The organism is Halomonas sp. THAF12, assembly GCF_009363675.1.
GTDB lineage: Bacteria > Pseudomonadota > Gammaproteobacteria > Pseudomonadales > Halomonadaceae > Halomonas > Halomonas smyrnensis.
In genome coordinates this window covers 2,639,021-2,662,066 of record NZ_CP045399.1, presented here as the reverse complement: position 1 = coordinate 2,662,066, position 23,046 = coordinate 2,639,021, and the positions used below count along the sequence as shown (strand labels likewise).

General features: G+C 69.1%; 17 protein-coding genes and 6 tRNA genes. 9 read left to right on the top strand and 14 right to left on the bottom strand.

Annotation, left to right across the window (positions count from 1 at the left end):
* Positions 1-51: 51 nt before the first annotated feature.
* The 4 genes from FIU88_RS12290 to betI form a co-directional block, all read right to left on the bottom strand.
* Positions 52-2,499, bottom strand: a complete 2,448-nt coding sequence (locus FIU88_RS12290) for an acyl-CoA dehydrogenase (RefSeq protein WP_152479431.1) — start codon at positions 2,497-2,499, stop codon at positions 52-54.
* A gap of 141 nt (positions 2,500-2,640) precedes the next feature.
* Positions 2,641-4,332 (bottom strand): choline dehydrogenase, encoded by a 1,692-nt coding sequence (betA, locus tag FIU88_RS12285; protein WP_152479430.1) that lies wholly within the window; start codon positions 4,330-4,332, stop codon positions 2,641-2,643.
* Positions 4,333-4,609: 277 nt separating this feature from the next.
* The gene (gene betB, locus FIU88_RS12280; RefSeq protein WP_152479429.1) at positions 4,610-6,076 is read right to left on the bottom strand and encodes a betaine-aldehyde dehydrogenase; all 1,467 of its coding nucleotides are present in this window, start codon (positions 6,074-6,076) and stop codon (positions 4,610-4,612) included.
* Between the two features lie 12 nt (positions 6,077-6,088).
* Positions 6,089-6,721 (bottom strand): transcriptional regulator BetI, encoded by a 633-nt coding sequence (betI, locus tag FIU88_RS12275; RefSeq protein ID WP_216647276.1) that lies wholly within the window; start codon positions 6,719-6,721, stop codon positions 6,089-6,091.
* A gap of 160 nt (positions 6,722-6,881) precedes the next feature.
* On the opposite strand from betI, the gene FIU88_RS12270 reads away from it, so the two are divergent.
* The 5 genes from FIU88_RS12270 to FIU88_RS12250 all read left to right on the top strand — a co-directional run bounded on the left by FIU88_RS12270 (position 6,882) and on the right by FIU88_RS12250 (position 8,490).
* Positions 6,882-7,820: a choline ABC transporter substrate-binding protein gene (locus FIU88_RS12270; RefSeq protein ID WP_152479428.1), complete on the top strand. Its 939-nt coding sequence runs from the start codon at positions 6,882-6,884 to the stop codon at positions 7,818-7,820.
* 92 nt (positions 7,821-7,912) lie between these two features.
* Positions 7,913-7,989 (top strand) — tRNA-Met (locus FIU88_RS12265).
* A gap of 135 nt (positions 7,990-8,124) precedes the next feature.
* Positions 8,125-8,200: transfer RNA gene (locus tag FIU88_RS12260), tRNA-Asn, on the top strand.
* 63 nt (positions 8,201-8,263) lie between these two features.
* Positions 8,264-8,339 (top strand) — tRNA-Asn (locus FIU88_RS12255).
* Positions 8,340-8,414: 75 nt separating this feature from the next.
* Positions 8,415-8,490: transfer RNA gene (locus FIU88_RS12250), tRNA-Asn, on the top strand.
* 195 nt (positions 8,491-8,685) lie between these two features.
* Here the strand turns inward: FIU88_RS12250 and FIU88_RS12245 are convergent.
* On the bottom strand, positions 8,686-10,740 hold the full coding sequence (locus FIU88_RS12245) for a carboxy terminal-processing peptidase (RefSeq protein ID WP_016854494.1): 2,055 nt from the start codon (positions 10,738-10,740) through the stop codon (positions 8,686-8,688).
* Between the two features lie 137 nt (positions 10,741-10,877).
* Between FIU88_RS12245 and FIU88_RS12240 the strand changes: the two genes are divergently transcribed.
* Positions 10,878-12,176, top strand: coding sequence for a M18 family aminopeptidase (locus FIU88_RS12240; protein WP_152479427.1), 1,299 nt, complete (start codon positions 10,878-10,880; stop codon positions 12,174-12,176).
* A 126-nt stretch (positions 12,177-12,302) separates the two neighbouring features.
* On the opposite strand, the gene FIU88_RS12235 is transcribed toward FIU88_RS12240, so the two are convergent.
* The 9 genes from FIU88_RS12235 to FIU88_RS12195 form a co-directional block, all read right to left on the bottom strand.
* Positions 12,303-12,379, bottom strand: a tRNA-Met gene (locus tag FIU88_RS12235).
* Positions 12,380-12,435: 56 nt separating this feature from the next.
* A complete protein-coding gene (ychF, locus tag FIU88_RS12230) occupies positions 12,436-13,527 on the bottom strand; it encodes a redox-regulated ATPase YchF (protein WP_035597802.1) in 1,092 nt (363 codons plus the stop codon).
* Between the two features lie 94 nt (positions 13,528-13,621).
* Entirely contained in the window at positions 13,622-14,206 is a 585-nt protein-coding gene (gene pth, locus FIU88_RS12225) for an aminoacyl-tRNA hydrolase (RefSeq protein ID WP_016854491.1), read from the bottom strand.
* A gap of 155 nt (positions 14,207-14,361) precedes the next feature.
* Complete coding sequence (locus FIU88_RS12220) at positions 14,362-15,015, bottom strand: 50S ribosomal protein L25/general stress protein Ctc (RefSeq protein ID WP_152479426.1); 654 nt, start codon at positions 15,013-15,015, stop codon at positions 14,362-14,364.
* 123 nt (positions 15,016-15,138) lie between these two features.
* Complete coding sequence (locus FIU88_RS12215) at positions 15,139-16,080, bottom strand: ribose-phosphate pyrophosphokinase (protein WP_026068372.1); 942 nt, start codon at positions 16,078-16,080, stop codon at positions 15,139-15,141.
* A gap of 61 nt (positions 16,081-16,141) precedes the next feature.
* Positions 16,142-16,216: transfer RNA gene (locus tag FIU88_RS12210), tRNA-Gln, on the bottom strand.
* A gap of 49 nt (positions 16,217-16,265) precedes the next feature.
* The gene (gene ispE / locus FIU88_RS12205) at positions 16,266-17,123 is read right to left on the bottom strand and encodes a 4-(cytidine 5'-diphospho)-2-C-methyl-D-erythritol kinase (RefSeq protein WP_016854488.1); all 858 of its coding nucleotides are present in this window, start codon (positions 17,121-17,123) and stop codon (positions 16,266-16,268) included.
* Complete coding sequence (gene lolB / locus FIU88_RS12200; protein WP_016854487.1) at positions 17,116-17,736, bottom strand: lipoprotein insertase outer membrane protein LolB; 621 nt, start codon at positions 17,734-17,736, stop codon at positions 17,116-17,118. Before lolB ends, ispE begins: the two co-directional genes overlap by 8 nt.
* Positions 17,737-17,765: 29 nt before the next feature.
* Positions 17,766-19,505 (bottom strand): tetratricopeptide repeat protein, encoded by a 1,740-nt coding sequence (locus FIU88_RS12195; RefSeq protein WP_152479425.1) that lies wholly within the window; start codon positions 19,503-19,505, stop codon positions 17,766-17,768.
* 237 nt (positions 19,506-19,742) lie between these two features.
* Between FIU88_RS12195 and hemA the strand changes: the two genes are divergently transcribed.
* From hemA to prmC, 3 genes are read left to right on the top strand one after another with little or no spacing between them, the layout of a single operon-like run.
* Positions 19,743-21,011, top strand: coding sequence for a glutamyl-tRNA reductase (gene hemA / locus FIU88_RS12190; RefSeq protein ID WP_016854485.1), 1,269 nt, complete (start codon positions 19,743-19,745; stop codon positions 21,009-21,011).
* Between the two features lie 10 nt (positions 21,012-21,021).
* Positions 21,022-22,113, top strand: coding sequence for a peptide chain release factor 1 (gene prfA / locus FIU88_RS12185; RefSeq protein WP_152479424.1), 1,092 nt, complete (start codon positions 21,022-21,024; stop codon positions 22,111-22,113).
* Positions 22,113-22,955 carry a peptide chain release factor N(5)-glutamine methyltransferase gene (gene prmC, locus FIU88_RS12180; RefSeq protein WP_152479423.1) on the top strand — a complete coding sequence of 281 codons (843 nt, stop codon included), beginning with the start codon at positions 22,113-22,115 and terminating at the stop codon, positions 22,953-22,955. Before prfA ends, prmC begins: the two co-directional genes overlap by 1 nt.
* The last annotated feature ends 91 nt before the right edge of the window (positions 22,956-23,046 follow it).

The window sequence follows — 23,046 nt, the reverse complement described above, 5'->3', positions numbered from 1 at the left end:
AAAGACGCCCCGGCGAAGGCCGGGGCGTGGTCGTGGACGAACGGGGAGCCGTCAGGCCGGATGGTGGCGCAGCACCTTGCTCTTGTCGGTGACGAAGGCGTCGTAGTCGAAGTCGTCGACGGTGAGCATGTCCAGCACCTCGGCCTCGCGCTGGCGCATGAAGGTGGCATCCTCCTCGCTGATCAGGCCGGCGGCGAGGGCGGCATCGACCTTCTGCTCGGGGTGCAGGGCCTCGGCCGGGATCTCGCCCTTGGCGTGGGCCTTGCCGACGGTGCGATACAGCGCCTCGGCGCGCTCCTGGGTGGCCAGCAGGGCGTTGTAGCGGGCCAGCGGGTTGTCCTGGGGACCGTCGTCGGCGTCCCAGGTGTTGGTCAGCAGGTGCCGGCGCAGGGCGCTGTCGCGGGTCACGGCCTGGGCGATGGTGCGCGTCAGGTCGTCGGTCGGGCGCGACCAGCGGCGGCCGCGGGGCATCACCACGATGCGCAGCATGCGGCCCAGGGCGCGGTTCGGCAGGTTGTCGAACAGCTCATCGAAGGCCTGCTCGGCGCGGCCCAGCAGGAAGCGGGCGGCGTAGTGGAGCAGGGCGTCCTCCTGCTCGACCTTCTCGCCTTCCTGCCACTGCTTGAGCATCAGGCTGGCCAGATAGAGGTTGGACAGCACGTCGCCGAGGCGCGCGGAGAGCATCTCGCGCTGCTTGAGCTTCGAGCCGAGGCTGGCCATGGCGGCGTCGGCGGTCAGCGAGAAGCCGGCGGAGAGCCGCGCGATCTCCTTGGCGTAGGGGGCGGCGACGTCGTCGAAGGGGACGCTCCGCTGGCCGATGCCGAGACCCTGGGTCAGGGCGCGGGCGGCGTTGCCGAGGATCAGGCCGGCGTGGCCGAAGAAGGCCTTGTCGAAGGCGCCCACGTCGTCGGCGTCCTTGGCGGCCAGCTCCTCCAGCACGTAGGGATGGCAGCGGATCGCCCCCTGGCCGAAGATCATCAGGTTGCGGGTCATGATGTTGGCGCCCTCGACGGTGATCGCCACCGGGTTGGCGCTGTAGCCGATGCCGAGGTAGTTGCGCGGCCCGAGGGTCACCGCCTTGCCGCCGTGGATGTCCATGGCGTCGGCCAGGATCACGCGCTGGAACTCGGTGAGCTGGCTCTTTAGGATCGCCGAGGGCACCGCCGGCTTCTCGCCGTGGTCGATGGTGTTGGCGGTCTGGTAGACCGCGGCCTGGGCGATGTAGCCGAGCGCCGCCATGCGGGCCAGCGGCTCCTGGACGCCTTCCATCTCGGCCACCGGGACGTTGAACTGGCGGCGGATGCGGGCGAAGCCGCCGCTCCAGCCCAGGGCGTAGCGGGCGGTGCCGGTGGCGCCGGAGGGCAGGGTGATGCAGCGACCCACCGACAGGCACTCGACCAGCATGCGCCAGCCCTGGCCGATCATGGCCTCGCCGCCGATGATGGTGGACAGCGGCACGAAGACGTTCTCGCCCTTGATCGGGCCGTTGAGGAAGGGGCTGCCGATGGGATGGTGGCGGCGGCCGATCTGCATGCCCTCGGTGTCGCGGGGCACCAGCGCCAGGGTGATGCCGCGGTCTTCCTCCTCGCCGAGCAGGTGGTCGGGGTCGAACAGGCGGAAGGCCAGGCCGACCACGCTGGCGATCGGCGCCAGGGTGATCCAGCGCTTCTCGAAGGTCAGCTCGAGGCCCAGCACCGTCTCGCCGTCGATCTCGCGGCGCACCACGGTGCCGATGTCGGGCAGCGAGGTGGCGTCACTGCCGGCGCGGGGGCCGGTCAGGCCGAAGCAGGGAATCTCGCGGCCGTCGGCCAGCCGCGGCAGGTAGTGGTTCTTCTGCTCCTCGGTGCCGTACTTGAGCAGCAGCTCGCCCGGGCCGAGGGAGTTCGGCACGCCGACGGTGACCATCAGCGTCTCGTTGACCGAGAGCTTCTGCAGCACCATCGACTGGGCCTTGGCGGAGAAGCCGAGGCCGCCGTATTGCTGCGGGATGATCATGCCGAAGAAGCGCTCGCGCTTGAGGTAGTCCCACAGCTCCTGGGGCAGGTCGGCGCGCTCGCGGGCGATGTCCCAGTCGTTGCACATGCCGGCGGCCACGCCGCACTGGTGATCGAGGAAGGCGCGTTCGGCGTCGGACAGGCCGTCGTCGCGATAGTCGAGCAGCCGCTGCCAGTCGGGGCGGCCGGTGAACAGCTCGCCGTCCCAGGCCACGCTGCCGGCCTCGAGTGCGGTGCGCTCGGTGGCCGAGACCTTCGGCGCCACGCGCTTGAACATGGCGAACAGCCTCGGCGTCAGCCAGCGGCGGCGCAGCGCCGGCAGGCCGCAGGCGGCGATCGCCGCGGTGGCGACCAGCAGCAGCACGCCGATCACCGCGGCGCCGGTGGCCAGGCCGACGAGGCCGAGCAGGCCGGTGACGCCGAGGGCAGGCAGGGCGCCGGCCTCCCGGCGCATCACGATGAGCAGGCCGGCAACGGCCAGCAGCAGCAGGATCAGGGTCAGCATGGTGGGTGGCTCCGTGACATTTAAACACTTGTTTGAATGTCTTCAGCCTAGCTCATCGGAGGCCTCACAGCCAATACCCTATCGTCCAACGCAGGACGCCCCGCTCGAAGGCGGGGCGTCCTGGTGCTGCCGGAGGCGCGGTCAGGCCGTGCGGCGCTGCGGCTCCCGCTGGGCGGGGGCGCCGTGGGCGACGTAGTAGGGGGCGTCGCTCTTCGGCAGGGCCTCGCGGCCGCGGATCTTGTCGGCCATCTTCTCGGCCAGCATGATCGTCGGCGCATTGAGGTTGCCGGTGGGGATCACCGGGAACAGCGAGGCGTCGACCACCCGCAGGGCCTCCACGCCGTGGACCCGGCCGGCGCCGTCGACCACCGCGTCGTCGCCGTCACCCATGCGGCAGCTGCCGCAGGGGTGGTAGGCGGTCTCGGCGTGCTCGCGGACGAAGGCGTCGAGCTCGGCATCGGTCTTCACCTCCGGCCCCGGGGAGATCTCGCGGCCGCGGTATTCGTCCATGGCCGGCTGCTCGATGATCTCGCGGGTCAGGCGGATGGCGTCGCGGAACTCCTGCCAGTCCTTCTCGGTGGACATGTAGTTGAACAGGATCGAGGGCGCGGCCTTGGGATCCAGCGAGGTCAGGCGCACCCGGCCCTCGCTCTCGGAGCGCATGGAGCCGACGTGGGCCTGGAAGCCGTGGGCCTGCACCGCACTCTTGCCGTTGTAGCTGATGGCGATCGGCAGGAAGTGGTACTGCAGGTTCGGCCACTCCTCCTCGTCGCGGGTGCGGATGAAGCCGGCGGCCTCGAACTGATTGCTGGCGCCCACGCCGGTGCCGAACAGCATCCACTCGGCGCCGATCTTCGGCTGGTTGTACCACTTCAGCGCCGGATACAGCGAGATCGGCTTCTTGCACTCGTACTGGATGTACATCTCCAGGTGGTCCTGGAGGTGCTGGCCGACGTTCTCGTTGACCTGCACCGGGGTGATGCCGAGCTCGTCGAGCAGGTCCTGCGGGCCGATGCCGGAGCGCTGCAGGATCTGCGGCGAGGCGATGGCGCCGGCGCACAGCAGCACCTCGCGACGCGCCTTGACCTCCTGGGGCTGGCCGCCACGCTCGTAGCGCACGCCGGTGGCGCGCTTGCCCTCGAAGGTGATGACGTCGGTGGTGGCGCGGGTCTCGATGGTCAGGTTGGGACGCGGCCTGGCCAGGTCCAGATAGCCCCGGGCGGTGGAGGCGCGGCGACCGTTCGGGGTGACGAAGCGGTCCATGGGGCCGAAGCCTTCCTGCTGATAGCCGTTGACGTCCTCGGTGGCCGGATAGCCGGCCTGCTGGCCCGCCTCGATGAAGGCGTGATACAGCGGATTGTTGCCGTCCTTCGGCGTGGTCACGCTGACCGGGCCGTCGCCGCCGTGATAGTCGTTGGGACCGATGTCGCGGGTCTCGGCCTTGCGGAAGTAGGGCAGGCAGTCGGCATAGGTCCAGTCCTCGAGGCCTGAGCGCTTGGCCCAGTTGTCGTAGTCCAGGGCGTTGCCGCGGATGTAGCACATGCCGTTGATCAGCGAGGAGCCGCCCAGGCCCTTGCCGCGGCCGCACTCCATGCGCCGGCCGTCCATGTGCGGCTCGGGGTCGGTCTCGAAGGCCCAGTTGTAGCGCTTGCCCTGCAGCGGATAGGCCAGCGCCGCCGGCATCTGGGTGCGGAAGTCGAAGCGGTGGTCCTTGCCGCCGGCCTCGAGCAGCAGCACGCTGACGTCCGGATCCTCGGTCAGGCGGGTGGCCAGGACGTTGCCGGCCGAACCGGCGCCGATGATGACGTAATCGAACTCACGGGACTGCGACATGGAGCCTCCCTGAAACAGTCAAAAGGGTCTCGTGACGAGCGGCTGGGGCGCCGCTCGCCGGTCGGGAACGCCGGTGGCCCCGCGTTCCGGTCATGCTCTTGAAAGGGGGTCGGAGGGGACGTCTCCGACGCCGGGCGTAAGGCGCGCCGGGGGGCGGCTCGAAGAGGAGGTCCTACGCCAGGGATGGCGTCGGTAGCGCCCAGGGAAGGGTTCACAGCGCCTCCTCGCAGAGCCGTCCCCGGGGAAGCGCCTTACCTTCCCGGGTCCTACGCCGGCCTTAGAACACCGATTCGAAGGCGCCCATCTCGACCTGCACCGACTTGGTCTGGGTGTAGTGGGCCAGGGTCTCGACGCCGTTCTCGCGGCCGACGCCGGACTGCTTGTAGCCGCCCACCGGCATCTCGGCGGGAGATTCGCCCCAGGTGTTGACCCAGCAGATGCCGGCTTCCAGACGGTGGATGACGCGGTGAGCGCGGTTCAGCCCCTCGGTGAACACGCCGGCGGCCAGGCCGTAGGCGGTGTCGTTGGCGCGGCGGATCACCTCTTCCTCGTCGTCGAAGGCCAGGATCGACATCACCGGGCCGAAGATCTCCTCGCGCACGATGCGCATCTCGTCGCTGCAGTCGGTGAACACGGTGGGCGCGGCCCAGGCCCCGTTGGCCCACTCGCCCTGGTCCCAGGCCTCGCCGCCGGCCAGCACCCGGGCGCCTTCCTGCTTGCCCAGCGCGATGTAGGACAGCACCTTCTCCTGATGCTCGAAGCTCACCAGCGGGCCGAAGTTGACCGTCGGATCCATCGGATCGCCGGCCTTGATGCGGGCCACGCGCTCGGCGATCTTGGCCTCGAAGGCCTCCTTGACCGCGCTGGCCACGAACACCCGGGTGCCGTTGGTGCAGATCTGCCCGCTGGAATAGAAGTTGGCCATCATGGCGGCGTCGGCGGCGCGGTCCAGGTCGGCGTCGTCGAACACGATCAGCGGCGACTTGCCGCCCAGCTCCATGGTCACGTCCTTGAGGCTGGACGCGGCGGAGGCGGACATCACCTTCTTGCCGGTGCCTACCTCGCCGGTGAAGGAGACCTTGTCGATGTCGCCGTGGCCGGTGATCAGCTGGCCGACGCGGGCGTCGCCGTGGACCACGTTGAACACGCCGTCGGGCAGGCCGGCCTCGGTGAAGATCTCGGCCAGCGCCATGGCGGTCAGCGGCGTGACCTCGCTGGGCTTGAAGACCACGGCGTTGCCGGCGGCCAGGGCCGGGGCGGACTTCCAGCAGGCGATCTGGATCGGGTAGTTCCAGGCGCCGATGCTGCCGATCACGCCCAGCGGCTCGCGGCGGGTATAGACGAAGGAGGTGTCGCGCAGCGGGATCTGGCTGCCCTCGATGGCCGGGGCCAGGCCGGCGTAGTACTCGAGCACGTCGGCGCCGGTGACGATGTCGACCTCGCGGGTCTCGCTGACCGGCTTGCCGGTGTTGCGGCTCTCCAGGTCGGCGATCTCGTCGTTGCGCTCGCGCAGCAGTGCCACGGCGCGCTGCAGCACTCGGCCGCGCTCCATGCCGGTCATGGCGGCCCAGACGCGCTGGCCGCGGCGGGCGGCGGCGACGGCGGCGTCCACGTCGGCCTCGCTGGCCTGCTGGACCTCGGCCAGGGTGCTGCCGTCATAGGGGTTGACGACCGGGAAGCTCTCGCCGGAGGTGGCATCCACCCGGCGGCCGTCGATGTACAGGGATTCGATTGCGTGGGTCATGGAAACCTCCAGTCAGGACTCGAGTGATAGGGATTCGGAAGAGCGAGCGCCGAGGCCGTAGGCCTTGAGCAGCTGCTCCAGGTAGTCGCGGGCCAGGCGCCGGGCGCGGTCGCTGTCCAGCCCCTCGGGGGCGAGGGCGCCGCGCAGCCACAGGCCGTCGATCATGGCGGCCAGGGCGCGGGCGGCGTCACGGGCCTTGTGCTTGTTGGACAGCAGGCGCCGAAACTCGTGGCTGAGGTTGGCGTACAGGCGCCGGTCGTTGACCGTCTGCAGGCGCGCCAGGGCGGGGCGGTGCATGCTGCTGGCCCAGAAGGCCAGCCAGGTCTTGGCCACCGGGCCGGAGACCTGGGTGCGATCGAAGTTGCCGTCGATGATCGCCGCCAGGTGGGCCTCCGGCGCGTCGGTGGTCAGCGCCTTGCGTCGACGCGAGACGGCCTCGCCCAGATCATTGAGGATCTGGCGCATCGTCGCTTCCAGCAGGCCGTCCTTGCCGCCGAAGTAGTGACTGATGATGCCGGCCGAGACGCCTGCGTGGCGGGCGATGCGCGCCACGGTGGCGTCGGCCAGGCCGACTTCGTCGATGGCCGCCATGGTGGCCGTGATCAGCTGCTGGCGACGAATGGGTTCCATTCCGACCTTGGGCACTGCGTTGACTCCTCTCCCGAGAGCATCTTGCTACCATGGCATTCGACATGGTTAAGATAGCGATAGCTTGCCATTTTTTTATTGAACGTTCAATCAATAAAAATGGCGAGCACGATGTTTCCTCCAATAATACGCGCGATCCACTCAAGGGAGCGATGCAATGAACAAGATGACCATGGGCCTGGCCTCCACCGCGCTGGCGCTTTCCGCCTCGCCGCTGCTGGCCGCCGAAGAGGGCTGTCAGCCCGTCCGCTTCGCCGAGGTGGGCTGGACCGACATTACCGCGACCACCGCCTTGACCACCGAGGTGCTCGAGACACTCGGCTACGAGACCCGGATCGATACCGTCTCGGTGCCTATCGCCTATTCCGGCATGAAGAACGGCGACTTCGATGTCTTCCTCGGCAACTGGATGCCGTCCATGGCGTCGATCAGTGACCCCTACGTCGAGCGGGGACAGGTGGACCGCCTGGGCGCCAACCTGGAGGGCGCCAAGTACACCCTGGCAGTGCCTCAGTACGTGTATGACGCCGGCGTCACCTCGGTGGCCGATCTGGACGCTCACGCCGACCGCTTCGCGTCAACGCTGCACGGCATCGAGGCCGGCAACGACGGCAACCTGCTGATCCAGGACATGATCGACGACGACGCCTTCGGCCTGGGCGACTGGCGGCTGGTGGACTCCAGCGAGGCGGGCATGCTGGCCGAGCTCAGCGCCCGCGAGCCGAACGAGCAGTGGATGGTGTTCCTCGGCTGGGAGCCGCATCCCATGAACACCAACTTCGACATCGCCTATCTGGAGGGCGCCGACGACTACTTCGGCCCGAACCTGGGCGGTGCCACCGTCTACACCAATACCCGTGCCGGCTACGCCGAGGCCTGCCCCAACGTCGGGTCGCTGCTGAGCAATCTCTCCTTCACCCTGGAGATGGAGAACCAGCTGATGGGCGAGATCATGGACGAGGGCACCGATCCGCGCGATGCGGCCCGGGCCTATCTCCAGGCGCATCCCGACGTGCTCGAGGGCTGGCTCGACGGCGTGACCACCGCCGACGGCGAGCCGGGGCTGCCCGCGGTCAAGGAGGCGCTGTCCCTCTGATGCGGCCTGTCGCATGGCGGGCTTGCCTTGGGGCGGGCCGCCGTGCATAATCTGCATCCGTCGTCGGGGGCATCCCTCCCGAGATGAAAAATGGCTACGTAGCTCAGCTGGTTAGAGCACATCACTCATAATGATGGGGTCCCCTGTTCGAATCAGGGCGTAGCCACCAGGACAGCATGAGACGCCCGCCCGGCACATCGCCTGGCGGGCGTCTTGCTTTCCGGCGGTGCGAGCGGCGTGTGAGGGTTTTGGCTCTTGACGTTCACAAGCGGATCCGTATACTACGCACCGTGCTCGAGGCCATTCCCCGATAGCTCAGTTGGTAGAGCAAATGACTGTTAATCATTGGGTCACAGGTTCGAGTCCTGTTCGGGGAGCCAGCTTCGTCCCAGAGCAACGAGCACGGCGGCGCTGAGAGGCGTCGAACGGTAAAAAAAGGTCATTCCCCGATAGCTCAGTTGGTAGAGCAAATGACTGTTAATCATTGGGTCACAGGTTCGAGTCCTGTTCGGGGAGCCACCTTTTACCTCTTCCAGACCGTCAGGTTCCGGCCATCAGGCCCCTGAGGGCAGCCCGTCCGGGCACACAAGTCGTTCCCCGATAGCTCAGTTGGTAGAGCAAATGACTGTTAATCATTGGGTCACAGGTTCGAGTCCTGTTCGGGGAGCCAATGCTTGTTCTTCAGCCATGCCTGCGCTGATGTCCTGAATCCCCCGCTCCACGTCCTTCCCGATCGCCTCGTGATGCTACCGGCTTTCCGCCGGCATTCGTCGTGTCTGGCCGTTGCCTCCGCGTCGTGTTCCGTGCCAGACGGCGACGCCGGGCGCATGGCCCGGCGTCGTGCATGGCTCGGTGGGGAGGGGAGTCAGTCGTGGTAGTCGGCGAGTCGCAGGCCGTGATCGAGGCGAGCGTAGTCGAGCAGGATCTCGGCGCTCTCCATCACCTGGGCGCGGTCGATGGGCTGCGCCTGTTCGGTGTCCTCGTCCCGGGCATCCGCCCACTCTTCCAGCGGCTCGAGCCCCAGGGCCTCGCGGCGCTGGTTCTCCAGGGCCAGCTGTTCGGCCTCCTGGGCCTCGGCCTCGCGCTGACGCTGTTCGCGATTGAGGCTGACGCTGGTGTGCTGCTCGCGCAGGCGGTCGGCGAGCTCGGCCTCGCGCTCCAGGTAGTGGAAGTCGGGGTGGGCATCGGCGCGCTGGCGATGGCGCTGGCGCAGGGTGTCCAGATAGCGCTCCGGTTCGCCGTAGCGGCGATACTGCACCTTGCGCACCTGATCCCAGGCCAGGGCGTTGTCGAGGCTGCTCTCGCCGATGATCTCGGGATCGATCAGGCTCGGGAAGCTGATGTCGGGCGTGACGCCGCGATGCTGGGTGCTCTCGCCGGAGATGCGGTAGAACTTGGCGCGCGTCAGCTTGAGCTGGCCGTGGTTGAGCTCGTCGAGGGTCTGCACGGTGCCCTTGCCGAAGGTGTCGCCGCCGACCACCAGGCCGCGGCCGTAATCCTGGATGGCGCCGGCGAAGATCTCCGAGGCCGAGGCCGAGAGCCGGTTGACCAGCACCGCCAGCGGGCCGTCGTAGAGGGTGCCGCTGTCGGTATCGCCGTAGAGGCTGATGCGGCCCTCGGCATCGCGCACCTGGACGGTGGGGCCGCGGTCGATGAACAGGCCGATCAGCGAGTTGGCCTCCTGAAGGGCGCCGCCGCCGTTGTTGCGCAGATCGAGCACGATGCCTTCCACGTCCTCGTCCTTGAGGCGTTCGACCTGCTTGGCCACGTCACGGGTGGTGCTGCGGTAGTCCGGTTCGCCTGCCTGCCAGGCGTCGAAGTCGACGTAGAAGGCCGGCACCTCGATGACGCCCAGACGATGCACGCCGTCCTCGCGCTCGACCTCGATGACCTCGCTCTGGGCGGCCTGGTCCTCGAGCTTGACCGTATCACGGGTGATCTCGACGACCTCGGAGCGAGTGGTGTCGACGGCCTGGGCGGGCACCACGTCGAGGCGTATCACCGAGCCCTTGGGGCCACGGATCATGTCGACCACGTCGTCGAGGCGCATGCCGACCACGTTGACCATCTCCTCGCCCTCCTGGCCGACGCCGACGATGCGATCGGCGGGCTTGAGCACGCCGGCCTTCTCGGCGGGGCCGCCGGGCACCAGGCTCGCGACCTTGACGTACTCGCCGTCGGCCTGGAGCAGGGCGCCGATGCCCTCGAGCGAGAGGCGCATCTGGATGTCGAAGGATTCGCTCTGGCGCGGCGACAGGTATTCGCTGTGGGGGTCGATGCTGCCGGTCACGGCGGCCATCATCAGGCCGAAGACGTCCTCGGCGTTGGTCTGGCGCAGGCGGTTCAGCTGGTTCTCGTAACGCTGGTGGAGGGTCTCCTCGACTTCCTCCGGGCTCTGGTCGCTGATCGACAGCGTCAGGGCGGCGTTCTCGAGTCGTTTCTGCCACAGCTCGTCCAGCGACGATTCGCGCTGCGGCCAGGCGGCGTCCTCGCGGTCCAGCGCCATGCGCCGATTGCCGTCGAAGTCGAAGTCGAGCCCCGCGTCGATGCGTTCCAGCAGCCATTCCAGGCGTGCCTCGGCGCGCTCGTGATAGCGCTGGTAGAGGGCGTAGGGGCGGCTGAGGTCGCCGTCGAGGATGGCGTCGTCCATGGTGGTCGACAGCGCCGCGAAGTCATCGACGTCGCCGGCCAGCAGGTAGGCGCGCTGGCCATCGAGCAGGTCCAGGTAGCGGTCGAAGGCCTGCTCTGACCAGTCGTCGTCGAAGCTGATATCCGCGTAGTGGCCGTAGCGCAGCGATTCGGCGACTTCCACCGCGGCCTCGCGCTGGGCGTCGGTGGCGGTGATCGCCGCCTGGGCCGGGACGGTGCCCAGCAGCAGGGCCAGGGCCGCGGTACGACCCAGGGTCACATTCAGGCTCATCGATGAAGCACTCCCGGATTCATGTACACTCTAGCGTCCAGACCGTGATTCGGCTCACGAGTTGCACGGACAGAAAGGCCATTGTAGCAGCTCGGTCGAGTCCCATGCCCCCAAGATGCGACACCGAGAGGAGTCCCATGCCCCAGGATGCCCTGCTCGAGCGACTGCTCGACTTCCTGCGCCGTTCGCCCACTCCCTGGCACGCCACGGCCAACATGGCCGAGCGCCTCGAGGCCGCCGGCTTCCGCCGCCTCGACGAAACCCAGGCCTGGCAGCTGACGCCCGGCGAGCGGGTCTACGTGACGCGCAACGATTCCTCGATCATTGCCCTGCAGCTGCCGAGCGAGCCGCTGTCGGCGCTGCGCATGATCGGCGCCCACACCGACAGCCCCGGGCTGCGCCTCAAGCCCCATGCGCCCCAGACTTCCGCCGGCTGGCTGCAGCTCGGCGTCGAGGTCTACGGCGGGGCGTTGCTGGCGCCCTGGTACGACCGTGACCTGGGCCTCGCCGGCCGGGTTCACGTGCGCCACCCCGACGGCCGCCTGGAAGGCGTGCTCCTCAACGTCGACCGCGCGGTGGCGATCATCCCCAGCCTCGCGATCCATCTCGATCGCGAGGCCAACAGCGGTCGGGCGATCAATGCCCAGACGCAGATGGCGCCGGTCTTCCTCCAGGGCGGCGAGTCGGCCGACCTGGATCGGCTGCTGCGGAGCTGGCTGTCGGCCGAGCATGGCCTCGACGGCGTCGAGATCGTCGACTTCGAGCTCGGCTTCCACGACATGCAGCCGCCGGCCCGGGTCGGCGTGGAGGGCGAGCTGATCGCCTCGGCGCGGCTCGACAACCTGCTGTCGTGCTTTATCGGCCTCGAGGCCCTGCTCGATTCGGACGGGACGCAAGGGGCGGTGCTGGTGGCCAACGATCATGAGGAAGTGGGCAGTGCCAGCGCCTGCGGCGCCCAGGGGCCCTTCCTGGGCGACGTGCTGCGGCGGGTCAACGCCCAGCTGGGCGACGCCAGCGAGGAGGGGCTCATCCGCCTGATCCAGGCCTCGCGGATGATCTCCTGCGACAATGCCCATGCGCTGCACCCGAACTTCCTCGACAAGCACGACGCCGCTCATGGCCCGGCCCTCAACGAGGGGCCGGTGATCAAGGTCAATGCCAATCAGCGCTACGCCACCAACAGCGCCACCGCGGCGCTGTTCCGGGCGCTGTGCCAGGAGGCCGAGGTGCCGGTGCAGACCTTCGTCACCCGTGCCGACATGGGCTGCGGCAGCACCATCGGTCCGATCACCGCCACCGAGCTCGGCGTGCCGACCCTGGACGTGGGCGTGCCCCAGTGGGCCATGCACTCGATCCGCGAGACCGCGGGCGCCAGGGATGTGGCTCACCTGACCCGGGTGCTGACCACCTTCGTCGATCGCCGCGAGCTGCCCTGAGGCCTCGTGACCGCCGGCGCCCTCGGGCGTCGGTGCTAGGGCGGCCGGCCAAGCCGGTTCGCCCGCGAAAGCCGGATCACCAACGAGAAAAGCCCGCCTGGCGAACCAGGCGGGCTTTTCGGTGTTTGGTGGCTACGCCCTGACTCGAACAGGGGACCCCATCATTATGAGTGATGTGCTCTAACCAACTGAGCTACGTAGCCGGACAACGGAGGCGTATATTACGGATAACGCCCCGTATCGTCAAACTTTTTCTGCGTTAGACGTTGAAGCGGAAGTGCACGACGTCGCCGTCCTTGAGCACGTAGTCCTTGCCTTCCAGGCGCCACTTGCCGGCATCCTTGGCGCCCTGTTCGCCGCCCAGCGAGACGAAGTCGTCATAGGCGATCACCTCGGCGCGGATGAAGCCCTTCTGGAAGTCGGTGTGGATCACGCCGGCACCCTCCGGGGCGGTGGCGCCGATCTTGACGGTCCAGGCGCGGACTTCCTTCACCCCGGCGGTGAAGTAGGTCTGCAGGCCCAGCAGCTCGTAGCCGGCGCGGATCACGCGATCGAGGCCGGGCTCTTCCATGCCCATCTCGTCGAGGAACATGGCGCGTTCCTCGTCGTCGAGCTCGGCGATCTCGGCCTCGATCTGGTTGCACACCGGGACCACGACGGCGCCTTCCTCGGCGGCGATCTGCTTGACCACCTCGAGGTAGGGGTTGTCGTCGAAGCCGTCCTCGTTGACGTTGGCGATGTACATGGTCGGCTTGAGGGTCAGGAAGCCGAAGCTCTTGAGCTGCTGCTTCTCGTCGTCGTCGAGGCCGAAGCTGCGCAGCGGCTGGCCCTCGGCCAGGTGCGGCTGGATGCGGTCGAGGATCGCCTTGGTGGCGATGGCTTCCTTGTCGCCGCCCTTGACCACGCGCACCAGGCGCTGGATGGCGCGGTCGACGGTGTCCAGATCGGCCAGGGCCAGCTCGAGGTTGATGGTCTCGATGTCGGCGCGCGGATCGACCTCGTTGGCCACGTGGATGACGTTATCGTTATCGAAGCAGCGCACCACGTGGGCGATGGCCTGGGTCTCGCGGATGTTGGCCAGGAACTGGTTGCCGAGGCCTTCGCCCTTGGAGGCGCCCGCCACCAGTCCGGCGATGTCGACGAACTCCATGGTGGTGGGGATGGTCTTCTCGGGCTTCACGATCTCCGCCAGCCGGTCGAGGCGCGGGTCCGGCATCGGCACGATGCCGACGTTGGGCTCGATGGTGCAGAACGGGAAGTTCTCGGCGTCGATGCCCGACTTGGTCAGGGCATTGAAGAGGGTGGATTTGCCGACGTTGGGCAGGCCGACGATACCGCAGTTGAAACCCATGGGATCTTCCTGGAAAGAGAGTTCGAGGCGTGTGATTGGCCGCTATTCTACGAGATAACGGCGCGGCTGTAAGCCGGCACCCTTCGGTCAATGCCTAGGGCTTGAAGCTGTGCAGCCGCTGCATGGCCTTCGTCCAGTCGCCGCTCACGGCCTGGGGCAGGGTGGCCAGGCACTCGTCGATGGCGGCATCGATGGCGCCTCGCTCGGCCTTGCCGGGGCGGCCCAGCACGTAGTTGGTCACCTGGCGGGCGTCGCCGGGATGGCCGATGCCGATGCGCAGGCGATGGAAGCCCTTGTCGTTGCCCAGCGCCTGGATGATGTCGCGCAGGCCGTTGTGGCCGCCGTGGCCGCCGCCGGTCTTGTAGCGGGCGGTGCCGGGATCCAGGTCGAGCTCGTCGTGGGCGACCAGCAGCTCGTCGGGGGCGAGCTTGAAGAACTTCGCCATCGCCGCCACGGCGCCGCCGCTGCGGTTCATGAAGGTGGTGGGCTCGAGCAGGTGAAGCTCCTGCCCGTCGAGGTGGATGCGGGCATGGCGGCCGAGAAACTTCTTCTCCGCGCGCAGCTCGCCGCCGGCCCGGCGCAGCAGGGCCTCGAGCAGCCAGGCCCCGGCGTTGTGGCGGGTGGCCTCGTACTCGGTGCCGGGGTTGGCCAGTCCGATGATGGCTTTGACCTGACTCATCTTCACTGCCTCCAAACAATCATCCGAAACGATGTGGCGTCGCCCCGGTGGCGGTGCCGCAGGGGCGGGCGGGCCACAAAAAAAATCAAGCGCCGGAGCGCTTGATCGGAAGGACGAGGGCCGCGCCGGTGGCGCGGCCCTGAACAGTGCCGGACTTACTCGGCGCTGTCCTCGCCTTCGGCGGACTCGCCGTTTTCGCCTTCTTCGCCTTCCTCGGGCTCACTGCTGACCTTGGCCGCGGTGATGCTCAGGATGGCCTGGTCGTGGTCTTCGCCGTGGCTGAGCTCGACGGAGGTCACGCCGGCCGGCAGGCTCAGGTCGGACAGGTGCAGGGTGCTGCCCAGAGCGACGTTGGCGACGTCGACTTCCAGGTAGTCCGGCAGGTCCTTCGGCAGGCAGCTGACTTCGACTTCGTTGGACAGGACGTGGAGTTCACCGCCCTCGTCCTTGATGCTCGGTGCGGTCTCGGCGTTCAGCACGTGCAGCGGCACGCGCATGGTGATCGCGTGAGTGGCGTCGACGCGCATGAAGTCGGCGTGGGTCACCAGCGGCTTGTACGGGTGGCGCTGCAGGTCGCGGACCACGACTTGCTGCGGCGTGCCGTCCAGCTCGAGGTTGATCACGGAAGCGAAGAACGCCTCGTCTTCGAGCGCCTTGTAGAAGGCGGTCTTGTCGACGGCGATCGGCTGCGGGGTCTGCTCACCACCGTAGATGATGGCCGGGACCTGCTCGTTCGCACGACGCAGGCGGCGGCTCGCACCTTTCCCCAGGTCGTTGCGCACGTTCGCTGTGAGAGTGTATTCGGACATGATGTTGCCTCTTGGTAGAAAGTCAGGAAACCACCGTCGTCCGCGACCAGACTGAGCGGTGGTTTCCAGTCGCCCCGGCGAACCGGGGCACGCTATCCGCGCGATGCGCCGACGACGGTGTCGTCAGTGGAACATGGCGCTGACGGATTCCTCGTTGCTGACCCGGCGGATCGCCTCGGCGATCAGGCCGGCCACGCTCAGCTGGCGGATCTTGCCGCTGCGGCGGGCGGTTTCGGTCAGCGGAATGGTGTCGGTGACGACCAGCTCATCCAGCACCGAGCCGGAGATGTTGTCGACGGCCGGGCCGGACAGGATCGGGTGGGTGGCGTAGGCCACCACGCGGCGTGCGCCGTGCTCCTTGAGCGCCTCGCCGGCCTTGCACAGGGTGCCGGCGGTATCGATCATGTCGTCGACCACCACGCAGGTGCGATCCTGAATGTCGCCGATGATGTGCATCACCTGGGCCTGGTTGGCCTGGGGGCGGCGCTTGTCGATGATCGCCAGGTCGGCGTTGAGCTGCTTGGCGATGGCTCGGGCACGTACCACGCCGCCCACGTCGGGGGAGACCACCACCAGGTCGTCGTAGTTCTGGCGCTCGATGTCGTCGAGCAGGATCGGCGAGCCGTAGACGTTGTCCACCGGCACGTCGAAGAAGCCCTGGATCTGATCGGCGTGGAGATCCATGGTCATGACGCGGTCGACGCCGGCCTTGACCATGATGTCGGCCACCAGCTTGGCCGAGATCGGCACGCGGGCAGAGCGGACGCGACGGTCCTGACGGGCGTAGCCGAAGTAGGGCACCACGGCGGTGACACGAGTGGCGGAGGCCCGGCGCAGGGCGTCCACCATCAGCACCATTTCCATCAGGTTGTCGTTGGTCGGGGCACAGGTGGGCTGCAGGACGAAGACGTCCTTGCCGCGCACGTTCTCGTTGATCTCGACCGCAACTTCGCCGTCACTGAACTGGCCGACCGTTGCGTTGCCAAGCCGGGTATCCAGGCTCTCGGCAACCTTCTGGGCGAGTTCGGGATTGGCGTTCCCGGCGAAAACCATCAATTTAGACACGCGCAGCCACCTTTGCAGTGTTGGGTCATCAGGGTTTGGGTCGGATGTTCGGGAAGGGAAATGGCTGGGGTAGCAGGATTCGAACCTGCGCATGCCGATACCAAAAACCGGTGCCTTACCGCTTGGCTATACCCCAGCAACCTTTGCCGTACCGGACCGATGCGTGATGCGCCATGGCATGGCGGTCATCGATCCAGTGCATCATGGAGAGGAGAGCGATTCAGTCCCCTGGCCTTGAAGGATGTCCAGCGGCCGGACAGGTCGTCCAGCAGCGCCGTGGCATCGGCTTCATGGTCCAGGCGGGCGAATACACAGGCGCCGGTGCCGGTCAGCATGGCCGGTGCCCTGTCGCTCAACCAGTCGAGCGCACTCGCGACCTCGGGATGCAGCTCCCGGACCGTGAGCTCGCAGTCGTTGCGCCAGCTCGCCGTTCCCCCCTGAAGTGCGCGCGCCATAGTAATGGGAGGCGTGTCCCGTGTCAATTCCGGCGCCTGGAACACCGCCGGCGTGGAGACGCTCACGCCGGGGTGGACGACCACGAACCAGGGCGTGTCGAGCTCCACCGGGGTCAGGCGTTCGCCCACGCCCTCGGCCCAGGCGGCGTGGCCGCGCACGAATACCGGGACGTCTGCTCCCAGCGCCAGGCCCAGTTCGGCCAGCTCCCCTATAGAGAGGGAGAGTCCCCAGAGGCGGTTCAGGCCGAGCAGGGCGGTGGCGGCATCGCTGCTGCCGCCGCCGAGGCCGCCGCCCATGGGCAGGCGCTTGTCGAGATGGAGGTCGGCGCCCTGACGGCAGCCGGTGGCCTCGCGCAGCGCCGTGGCGGCGCGCAGGATCAGGTTGTCCGTCGGGGCGACGTCGGAAAGCGTCGGCGTCAGGCGGAGTTCGCCGTCGTCGCGCGGGGCCAGGGTCAGGGTGTCGCCGTGGTCGAGAAACTGGAACAGGGTCTGCAGCTCGTGATAGCCGTCGTCGCGTCGGCCGGTGATATGCAGCATGCGGTTGAGCTTGGCCGGGGCGGGCAGGCTCAGGCGGCCGGCATCAGGCATCGCTGGTCTCCGGCTGCCAGCGGGTCACCACCAGGGTCACGTTCAGCTCGCCGTACTGCATCTTCATGCGCCGCGGCAGCCACAGGTCCTCGACGCGCATCCAGTCCTGGTAATCGATGGTCCAGCCGTCCTGCTCCAGGCGGGCCGGGAAGCCGCGCGCATCGCGATTCATGCGGTGCGGGCTGTCGTCGGCGGGCAGGCCGCGGACCCAGTCGCCCAGCGCGGCCACCGGCAGCGACCAGCCGAGCCGCTGGTTCATCAGCGCCTCGGGGCTCTCGGCCTCGAAGCGGCCCTCGCCGGTGGTTAGCGAGACGCGGCCCTCGCGGCCTTCCAGCACGCTGCGGCCGCTGCCGAAGGGGCCGCTGAGCAGCAGGCGGAAATGGTAGGGGGTCTGGTTCCAGTCGAGATTGGCGCTGGTGCTGTCCTCGGGAGTGCGCAGGCCGGCCTTGCCGGTCAGCTCCCAGGTCTGCATGGCCTCCAGGCGTGTCTTCTGGGCCTGCCAGTCGTCGGCGGCGCGGGGGGCGTCGGGAGACTGGCCCCGGGTGGCGCAGCCGCCGAGCAGCAGCAGGGCGAGGGCCAGGCCGGGCAGCAGGGTAAGCGTGGGGCGTCGCATGGTCGGGATTCCTTCTCCGTCGCGGGGCATCAGGGGGCGAGCGCGGGCAGGCGCTCGAGCAGCTCGTCGATCCGGGGGCGCGGCGAGAAGCGCTCCACGGCGGTGGCGATCAGTGCCCGGGCGCGTTGGCGTTCGCCGGCGACCCACAGCACCTCGGCCAGGTGGGCGGCGATCTCCTGGTCGGGCATGGCCGACCAGGCGCGTTCCAGCCACGGGACGGCGGCGTCGACGTTGCCGAGGCGGTAGGCGACCCAGCCGCGGCTGTCGAGGATGGCCGGATTGTTCGGCTCGAGCTCGAGCGCGCGCTCGATCAATGCGCGGGCTTCCTCGAGTCGTCCTTCTATATTCTCGTCGGCCAGGGTGTAGCCCAGGGCGTTGAGCGCGTTGGCGTTGTCCGGGTCGCGCTCGATGATGGTGCGCAGGTCGCGCTCCATGGCGGCCAGGTTGCCGTTGCCGTAGGCGCGCATGGCCCGCTGGTAGCGCAGCTGTGCGTCGTCGGGGTGGCGATCGAGATAGCTGTCGAGCAGGGCGTCGGCCTGGGCGCGGGCACCGGCCTCGTCCAGCAGTTCGGCCTCCAGGCCGGTGAGTCGAGAGGCGGCATCGGGATGGGTCAGGCGCTCGTTGCGCAGGAAGGCGCGGGCGTCGACCAGCCGATCGTCCTCGATCAGCATGCGCGCGGCGCGGAGCCGGGCGAGCAGGAAGCTGTTGCCTTCGGGCACCTGGCGGTAATAAAGAAGGGCGTTGTCGACCTCGCCCTGCTGCTCGGCGATGCCGCCGAGCAGCAGGAAGGCCAGCTCGGGCGTGTCGTCGTCATCGAGCAGCGGCAGCAGCAGGCGGCGGGCCGGCCGCGGATGCGCCTCCTCCAGATAGAGGCGGGCCAGGGCCAGGCGCAGCGGCGGCCGGTCGCCCCGGTCCTCGAGCAGCGCGTCGGTGCTGGCCTCGGCGGCGTCCAGTCGGCCGAGGCGAATCTGGGCGCGGGCCAGCAGCAGCATCAGGCGGGCGTCGCCCGGCGACGCCTCGAGGCCTCGACGGGCGGCGGCCTCGGCGCGCTCGGGGGCATTCATCTCCAGCGCCAGGGCGGCGTCGATGCGCTGTACCGCGGGATCGTCCGGATGGGTCGCGGTCAGCCGGTCCAGGCGGCGGCGGGCCGTGGGCATCTGGCCGGTGGCGGCCTCCAGCAGCGCCATGGCCAGTTCGCGGTCGACGGGAGCGTCCGGCGCGGCGACATCCTGTCGCAGGCGCTCGAGCAGCGGCGCCGGCGCCGCGCCGGCCTCCAGCGCATCCTCGATGAAGCCCAGCAGCTCGGCGTCGCCGTCGTCGTGCAGCGCCAGGCGCTGATCCAGGGCGCTCGTCCAGTCGCCGCGCTGCACGGCCAGGCTGGACAGCAGGCGGGCCGGGGCCTCGCTGGCGGGGTCCAGCGACTGCCAGCGGCGGGCGGTCTCCTCGAGCAGTGCCGGGTCGTCGTCGAAGCGTGCCGCCAGGGCGGCGCGCTCGGCGAGCTCCGGCGCCCGGTAGCGTTCGGCGGTGGCCAGATAGCCGCGGGTGGCGCGGCGATAGTCGCCTCGCTGGCCGGCGATCTCCGCCACCAGCAGCGTCGACAGGCCTTCGGCATCCAGGCCGCGGGTGATCGGCGGTGCATCGGCCATCGGGTCCTGCGGCGGCGGGGCCGACACGGCGGACAGGCTCTGACAGCCGCCGAGCGCCAGGGCCAGGCCGATGGCGGCGAGGGGGCGGCGACGGAACAGCGTCGTGGGGAATCCTCGGGGCATGCCGGTCTCGTGGTGTCGGGCGAGTCGTCAGCATAACGGCTTGATCGCGCGGGGCAAAGGCGCAATGGATGAGGGAGATGCGGCGCGCCGATGGTCTGCATCGATGTCCTCGATAGTCCCGGCGGGCGCCGTGCGGTCATGGCCTGTGATAGAATGTGGCGCCGTGGAGTGGCAGGCGACGCCTCGCCGGGCCGCCCTCGAAACCGCCGAAACACGATCGCGAAGACGCCGACACGCATGACGCTTCTTGCCCTGGGAATCAACCATCGGACCGCCGCCGTCGAGGTGCGCGAGCAGGTCGCCTTCACGCCTGCGCAGCTCGAGACCGCGCTGACCGAACTGCGTGGCCTGCCCGAAGTGCAGGAGGCCGCGGTGCTGTCCACCTGCAACCGCACCGAGCTGTACTGCGTCACCGGCGAGTCGGGGGAGCGGGCGGTGCTCGACTGGCTGGGCCGCTTCCACGGCCTCGCCGTCGAGGAGCTGACCCGCTGCGCCTACCACTACATGGATGACGAGGCCGCCCGCCACCTGATGCGGGTGGCCGTCGGCCTCGATTCCATGGTGCTCGGAGAGCCGCAGATTCTCGGCCAGCTCAAGGAGGCCTATCAGGTCGCGCGCCAGGCTCGCGGCATGGGCGGCGAGCTGGAGAGCCTCTTCCAGCAGACCTTCGCCGTGGCCAAGCGGGTGCGCACGGAGACCGGCATCGGCCGCAATCCGGTCTCCGTGGCCTATGCGGCGGTCAGCCTGGCCAGCCGCATCTTCGACGACTTCTCGCGCTCGCCGGCGCTGCTGATCGGTGCCGGCGAGACCATCGAGCTGGTGGCGCGCCACCTCCACGAGGCCGGGGTGCGCCATCTGACGGTGGCCAACCGCACCCGCGAACGGGCCGAGCAGCTGGCCGCGCCGCTGGGCGGCCAGGCCATCACCCTCGACGAGATCCCCGAGGCGCTGGTCGAGGCGGACATCGTGATCTCCTCCACCGCCGCGCCGCTGCCGATCCTCGGCAAGGGCATGATGGAGCGCGCGCTCAAGAAGCGCCGCCATCGCCCGGTGTTCATGGTCGATATCGCCGTGCCGCGTGACATCGAGCCCGAGGTCGGCCACCTCTCCGACGTCTTCCTCTATACGGTCGACGACCTGGAGGAGGTCATCGAGGAGAATCGCCGCCATCGCCAGGTCGCCGCCGACGAGGCCGAATCGCTGATCGAGCACGGCGTGGGCCGCTGGCAGCACGATCGCCGGCTGCGCAGCGGCGGCGAGCTGATCCGCGACGTGCGCGCCCGGGGCGAGGCCCTGCGCGACGAGGCCCGTGACCAGGCCCTGGCGCGCCTGGCGCGTGGCGAGAATCCCGAGGAGGTGGTGGCGCGGCTGGCCCACCAGCTCACCAATCGCCTGCTGCACCGGCCCACCGTGGCCCTGCGCGAGGCCGCCGCCGACGAACAGCGCGAGCTGCTGGACGCGGCCGCGTCACTGCTGCTCGACGACTCTTCCGACACTTCCCGATAGGACATCCTTGATGAAAGCTTCCCTGCGTCAGCGTCTCGACGCCTTTGCCGAGCGCTTCGAGGAGCTCGCCGCCCTGCTGGCGGACCCCGAGGTGATCACCGACCAGGCCCGCTTCCGCGACTACTCCCGCGAATACACCGAGCTCGAGCCCCTGGTGGAGGCCTGGCGCGAGCATCGCGGCGTGGAGGACGACATCGCGGCCGCCGAGGCCATGGCCGACGACGCCGACGCCGAGATGCGCGAGCTGGCCGAGATGGAGCGCGAGGAGGGCCGTGAGCGGCTGGTCGAGCTCGAGGCGCGCCTCAAGCAGCTGCTGATCCCCCGCGACCCGGACGATGCCGGCAACGTCTTCCTCGAGATTCGCGCCGGCACCGGCGGCGACGAGGCGGCGCTGTTCGCCGGCGACCTGTTCCGCATGTACTCCCGCTACGCCGAGCAGCACGGCTGGAAGGTCGAGGTGGTCAGCGCCAGTCATGGCGACATGGGCGGCTACAAGGAGATCATCTCGCGCATCAAGGGCGAGGGCGTCTACGGGCGGCTCAAGTTCGAGTCCGGCGCCCACCGGGTGCAGCGCGTGCCGGCCACCGAGTCCCAGGGCCGCATCCATACCTCGGCCTGCACCGTGGCGGTGATGCCCGAGGCCGACGAGGTCGGCGACGTCGATATCAACCAGAACGATCTGCGCGTCGACACCTTCCGTTCCAGCGGCGCCGGCGGCCAGCACGTCAACACCACCGATTCCGCCATCCGCATCACCCACCTGCCCACCGGGGTGGTGGTGGAATGCCAGGAGGAGCGCAGCCAGCACAAGAACCGCGCCAAGGCCATGTCGCTGCTCGCCGCGCGCCTCAAGCAGGCCGCCCAGGACAGCCAGCGCCAGCAGCAGGCCGACGAGCGCCGCTCGCTGGTGGGCTCGGGCGATCGCAGCGAGCGCATCCGCACCTACAACTTCCCCCAAGGCCGGGTGACCGACCACCGCATCAACCTGACCCTCTACAAGCTGGGCGAGGTGATCGGCGGCGAGCAGCTCGACGAGGTGATCGAGCCGCTGATCCAGGAACACCAGGCCGACCAGCTCGCCGCCCTGCAGCAGGAGGCCTGATGCGCCTCGACCTGCTGCTGGCCCGGGCCGCACAGCGCCTCCTGGACGCCGGCTCGCCGAGCGCCCGGCTCGACGCCGAGGTGCTGCTGTGCCACGTGCTCGAGGTCGATCGCACCTGGCTCTACACCTGGGGCGACCGTGAAGCCGACGGCGAGACCGAGGCGCGCTTCGAGACGCTCATCGCCTCCCGCGAGGCCGGCCATCCGGTCGCGCACCTGACCGGCGAACGCGAGTTCTGGGGGTTGAGTCTCGCCACCTCGCCGGCCACCCTGATTCCGCGCCCGGACACCGAGACCCTGGTGGAGGCGGCGCTGGCCGTGGCCGGCGCGACGGGGCGGCTGCTCGACCTGGGCACCGGCACCGGCGCGGTGGCGCTGGCGTTCGCCAGCGAGCGGCCGGGCTGGGCGGTGACCGGCGTTGACCTGCGGCCGGAGGCGGTGGCCCTGGCGCGGGACAACGCCGCCCGCCATGGCCTCGGCAACGCCCGCTTCCTGGTCAGCGACTGGTTTTCGGCGCTGGTCGAGGAGGGCGGCGATGCCCGCTTCGAGCTGATCGTCTCCAACCCGCCCTACATCGCCGACGACGATCCGCACCTCGCCCGCGGCGACGTGCGCTTCGAGCCGCGCAGCGCCCTGGTGGCCGCCGCCGACGGCCTGGCCGACCTGCGCCATCTGGTGGCGACGGCACGGGATCACCTGGCCGCCGATGGCTGGCTGATGCTGGAGCACGGGGCCGGCCAGGCCGCGGCGGTGCGTGGGGCCCTCGCCGCGGCAGGCTATCGCGAGGTGGCGAGCCGCCGCGATCTCGGCGGGCACGAGCGGATCAGCCTGGGGCGGTGCTGAGCGGCCCCGGGCCGGGAGCTTGCGTGGCGGCGCCGGCCGGCCGCCCGTGAGCGACATCCTGGGGCATCTTTCTGCCGGAGGGGCTGGAGCC

Coding starts and splice junctions, on each gene's coding strand:
- prfA (WP_152479424.1), top strand. CDS start 21,022: ATGAAAGCTTCCCTGCGTCAGCGTCTCGACGCCTTTGCCGAGCGCTTC.
- lolB (WP_016854487.1), bottom strand. CDS start 17,736: ATGCGACGCCCCACGCTTACCCTGCTGCCCGGCCTGGCCCTCGCCCTG.
- FIU88_RS12195 (WP_152479425.1), bottom strand. CDS start 19,505: ATGCCCCGAGGATTCCCCACGACGCTGTTCCGTCGCCGCCCCCTCGCC.
- FIU88_RS12245 (WP_016854494.1), bottom strand. CDS start 10,740: ATGAGCCTGAATGTGACCCTGGGTCGTACCGCGGCCCTGGCCCTGCTG.
- FIU88_RS12240 (WP_152479427.1), top strand. CDS start 10,878: ATGCCCCAGGATGCCCTGCTCGAGCGACTGCTCGACTTCCTGCGCCGT.
- pth (WP_016854491.1), bottom strand. CDS start 14,206: ATGAGTCAGGTCAAAGCCATCATCGGACTGGCCAACCCCGGCACCGAG.
- ychF (WP_035597802.1), bottom strand. CDS start 13,527: ATGGGTTTCAACTGCGGTATCGTCGGCCTGCCCAACGTCGGCAAATCC.
- ispE (WP_016854488.1), bottom strand. CDS start 17,123: ATGCCTGATGCCGGCCGCCTGAGCCTGCCCGCCCCGGCCAAGCTCAAC.
- FIU88_RS12270 (WP_152479428.1), top strand. CDS start 6,882: ATGAACAAGATGACCATGGGCCTGGCCTCCACCGCGCTGGCGCTTTCC.
- FIU88_RS12220 (WP_152479426.1), bottom strand. CDS start 15,015: ATGTCCGAATACACTCTCACAGCGAACGTGCGCAACGACCTGGGGAAA.
- betB (WP_152479429.1), bottom strand. CDS start 6,076: ATGACCCACGCAATCGAATCCCTGTACATCGACGGCCGCCGGGTGGAT.
- FIU88_RS12290 (WP_152479431.1), bottom strand. CDS start 2,499: ATGCTGACCCTGATCCTGCTGCTGCTGGCCGTTGCCGGCCTGCTCATC.
- hemA (WP_016854485.1), top strand. CDS start 19,743: ATGACGCTTCTTGCCCTGGGAATCAACCATCGGACCGCCGCCGTCGAG.
- prmC (WP_152479423.1), top strand. CDS start 22,113: ATGCGCCTCGACCTGCTGCTGGCCCGGGCCGCACAGCGCCTCCTGGAC.
- betA (WP_152479430.1), bottom strand. CDS start 4,332: ATGTCGCAGTCCCGTGAGTTCGATTACGTCATCATCGGCGCCGGTTCG.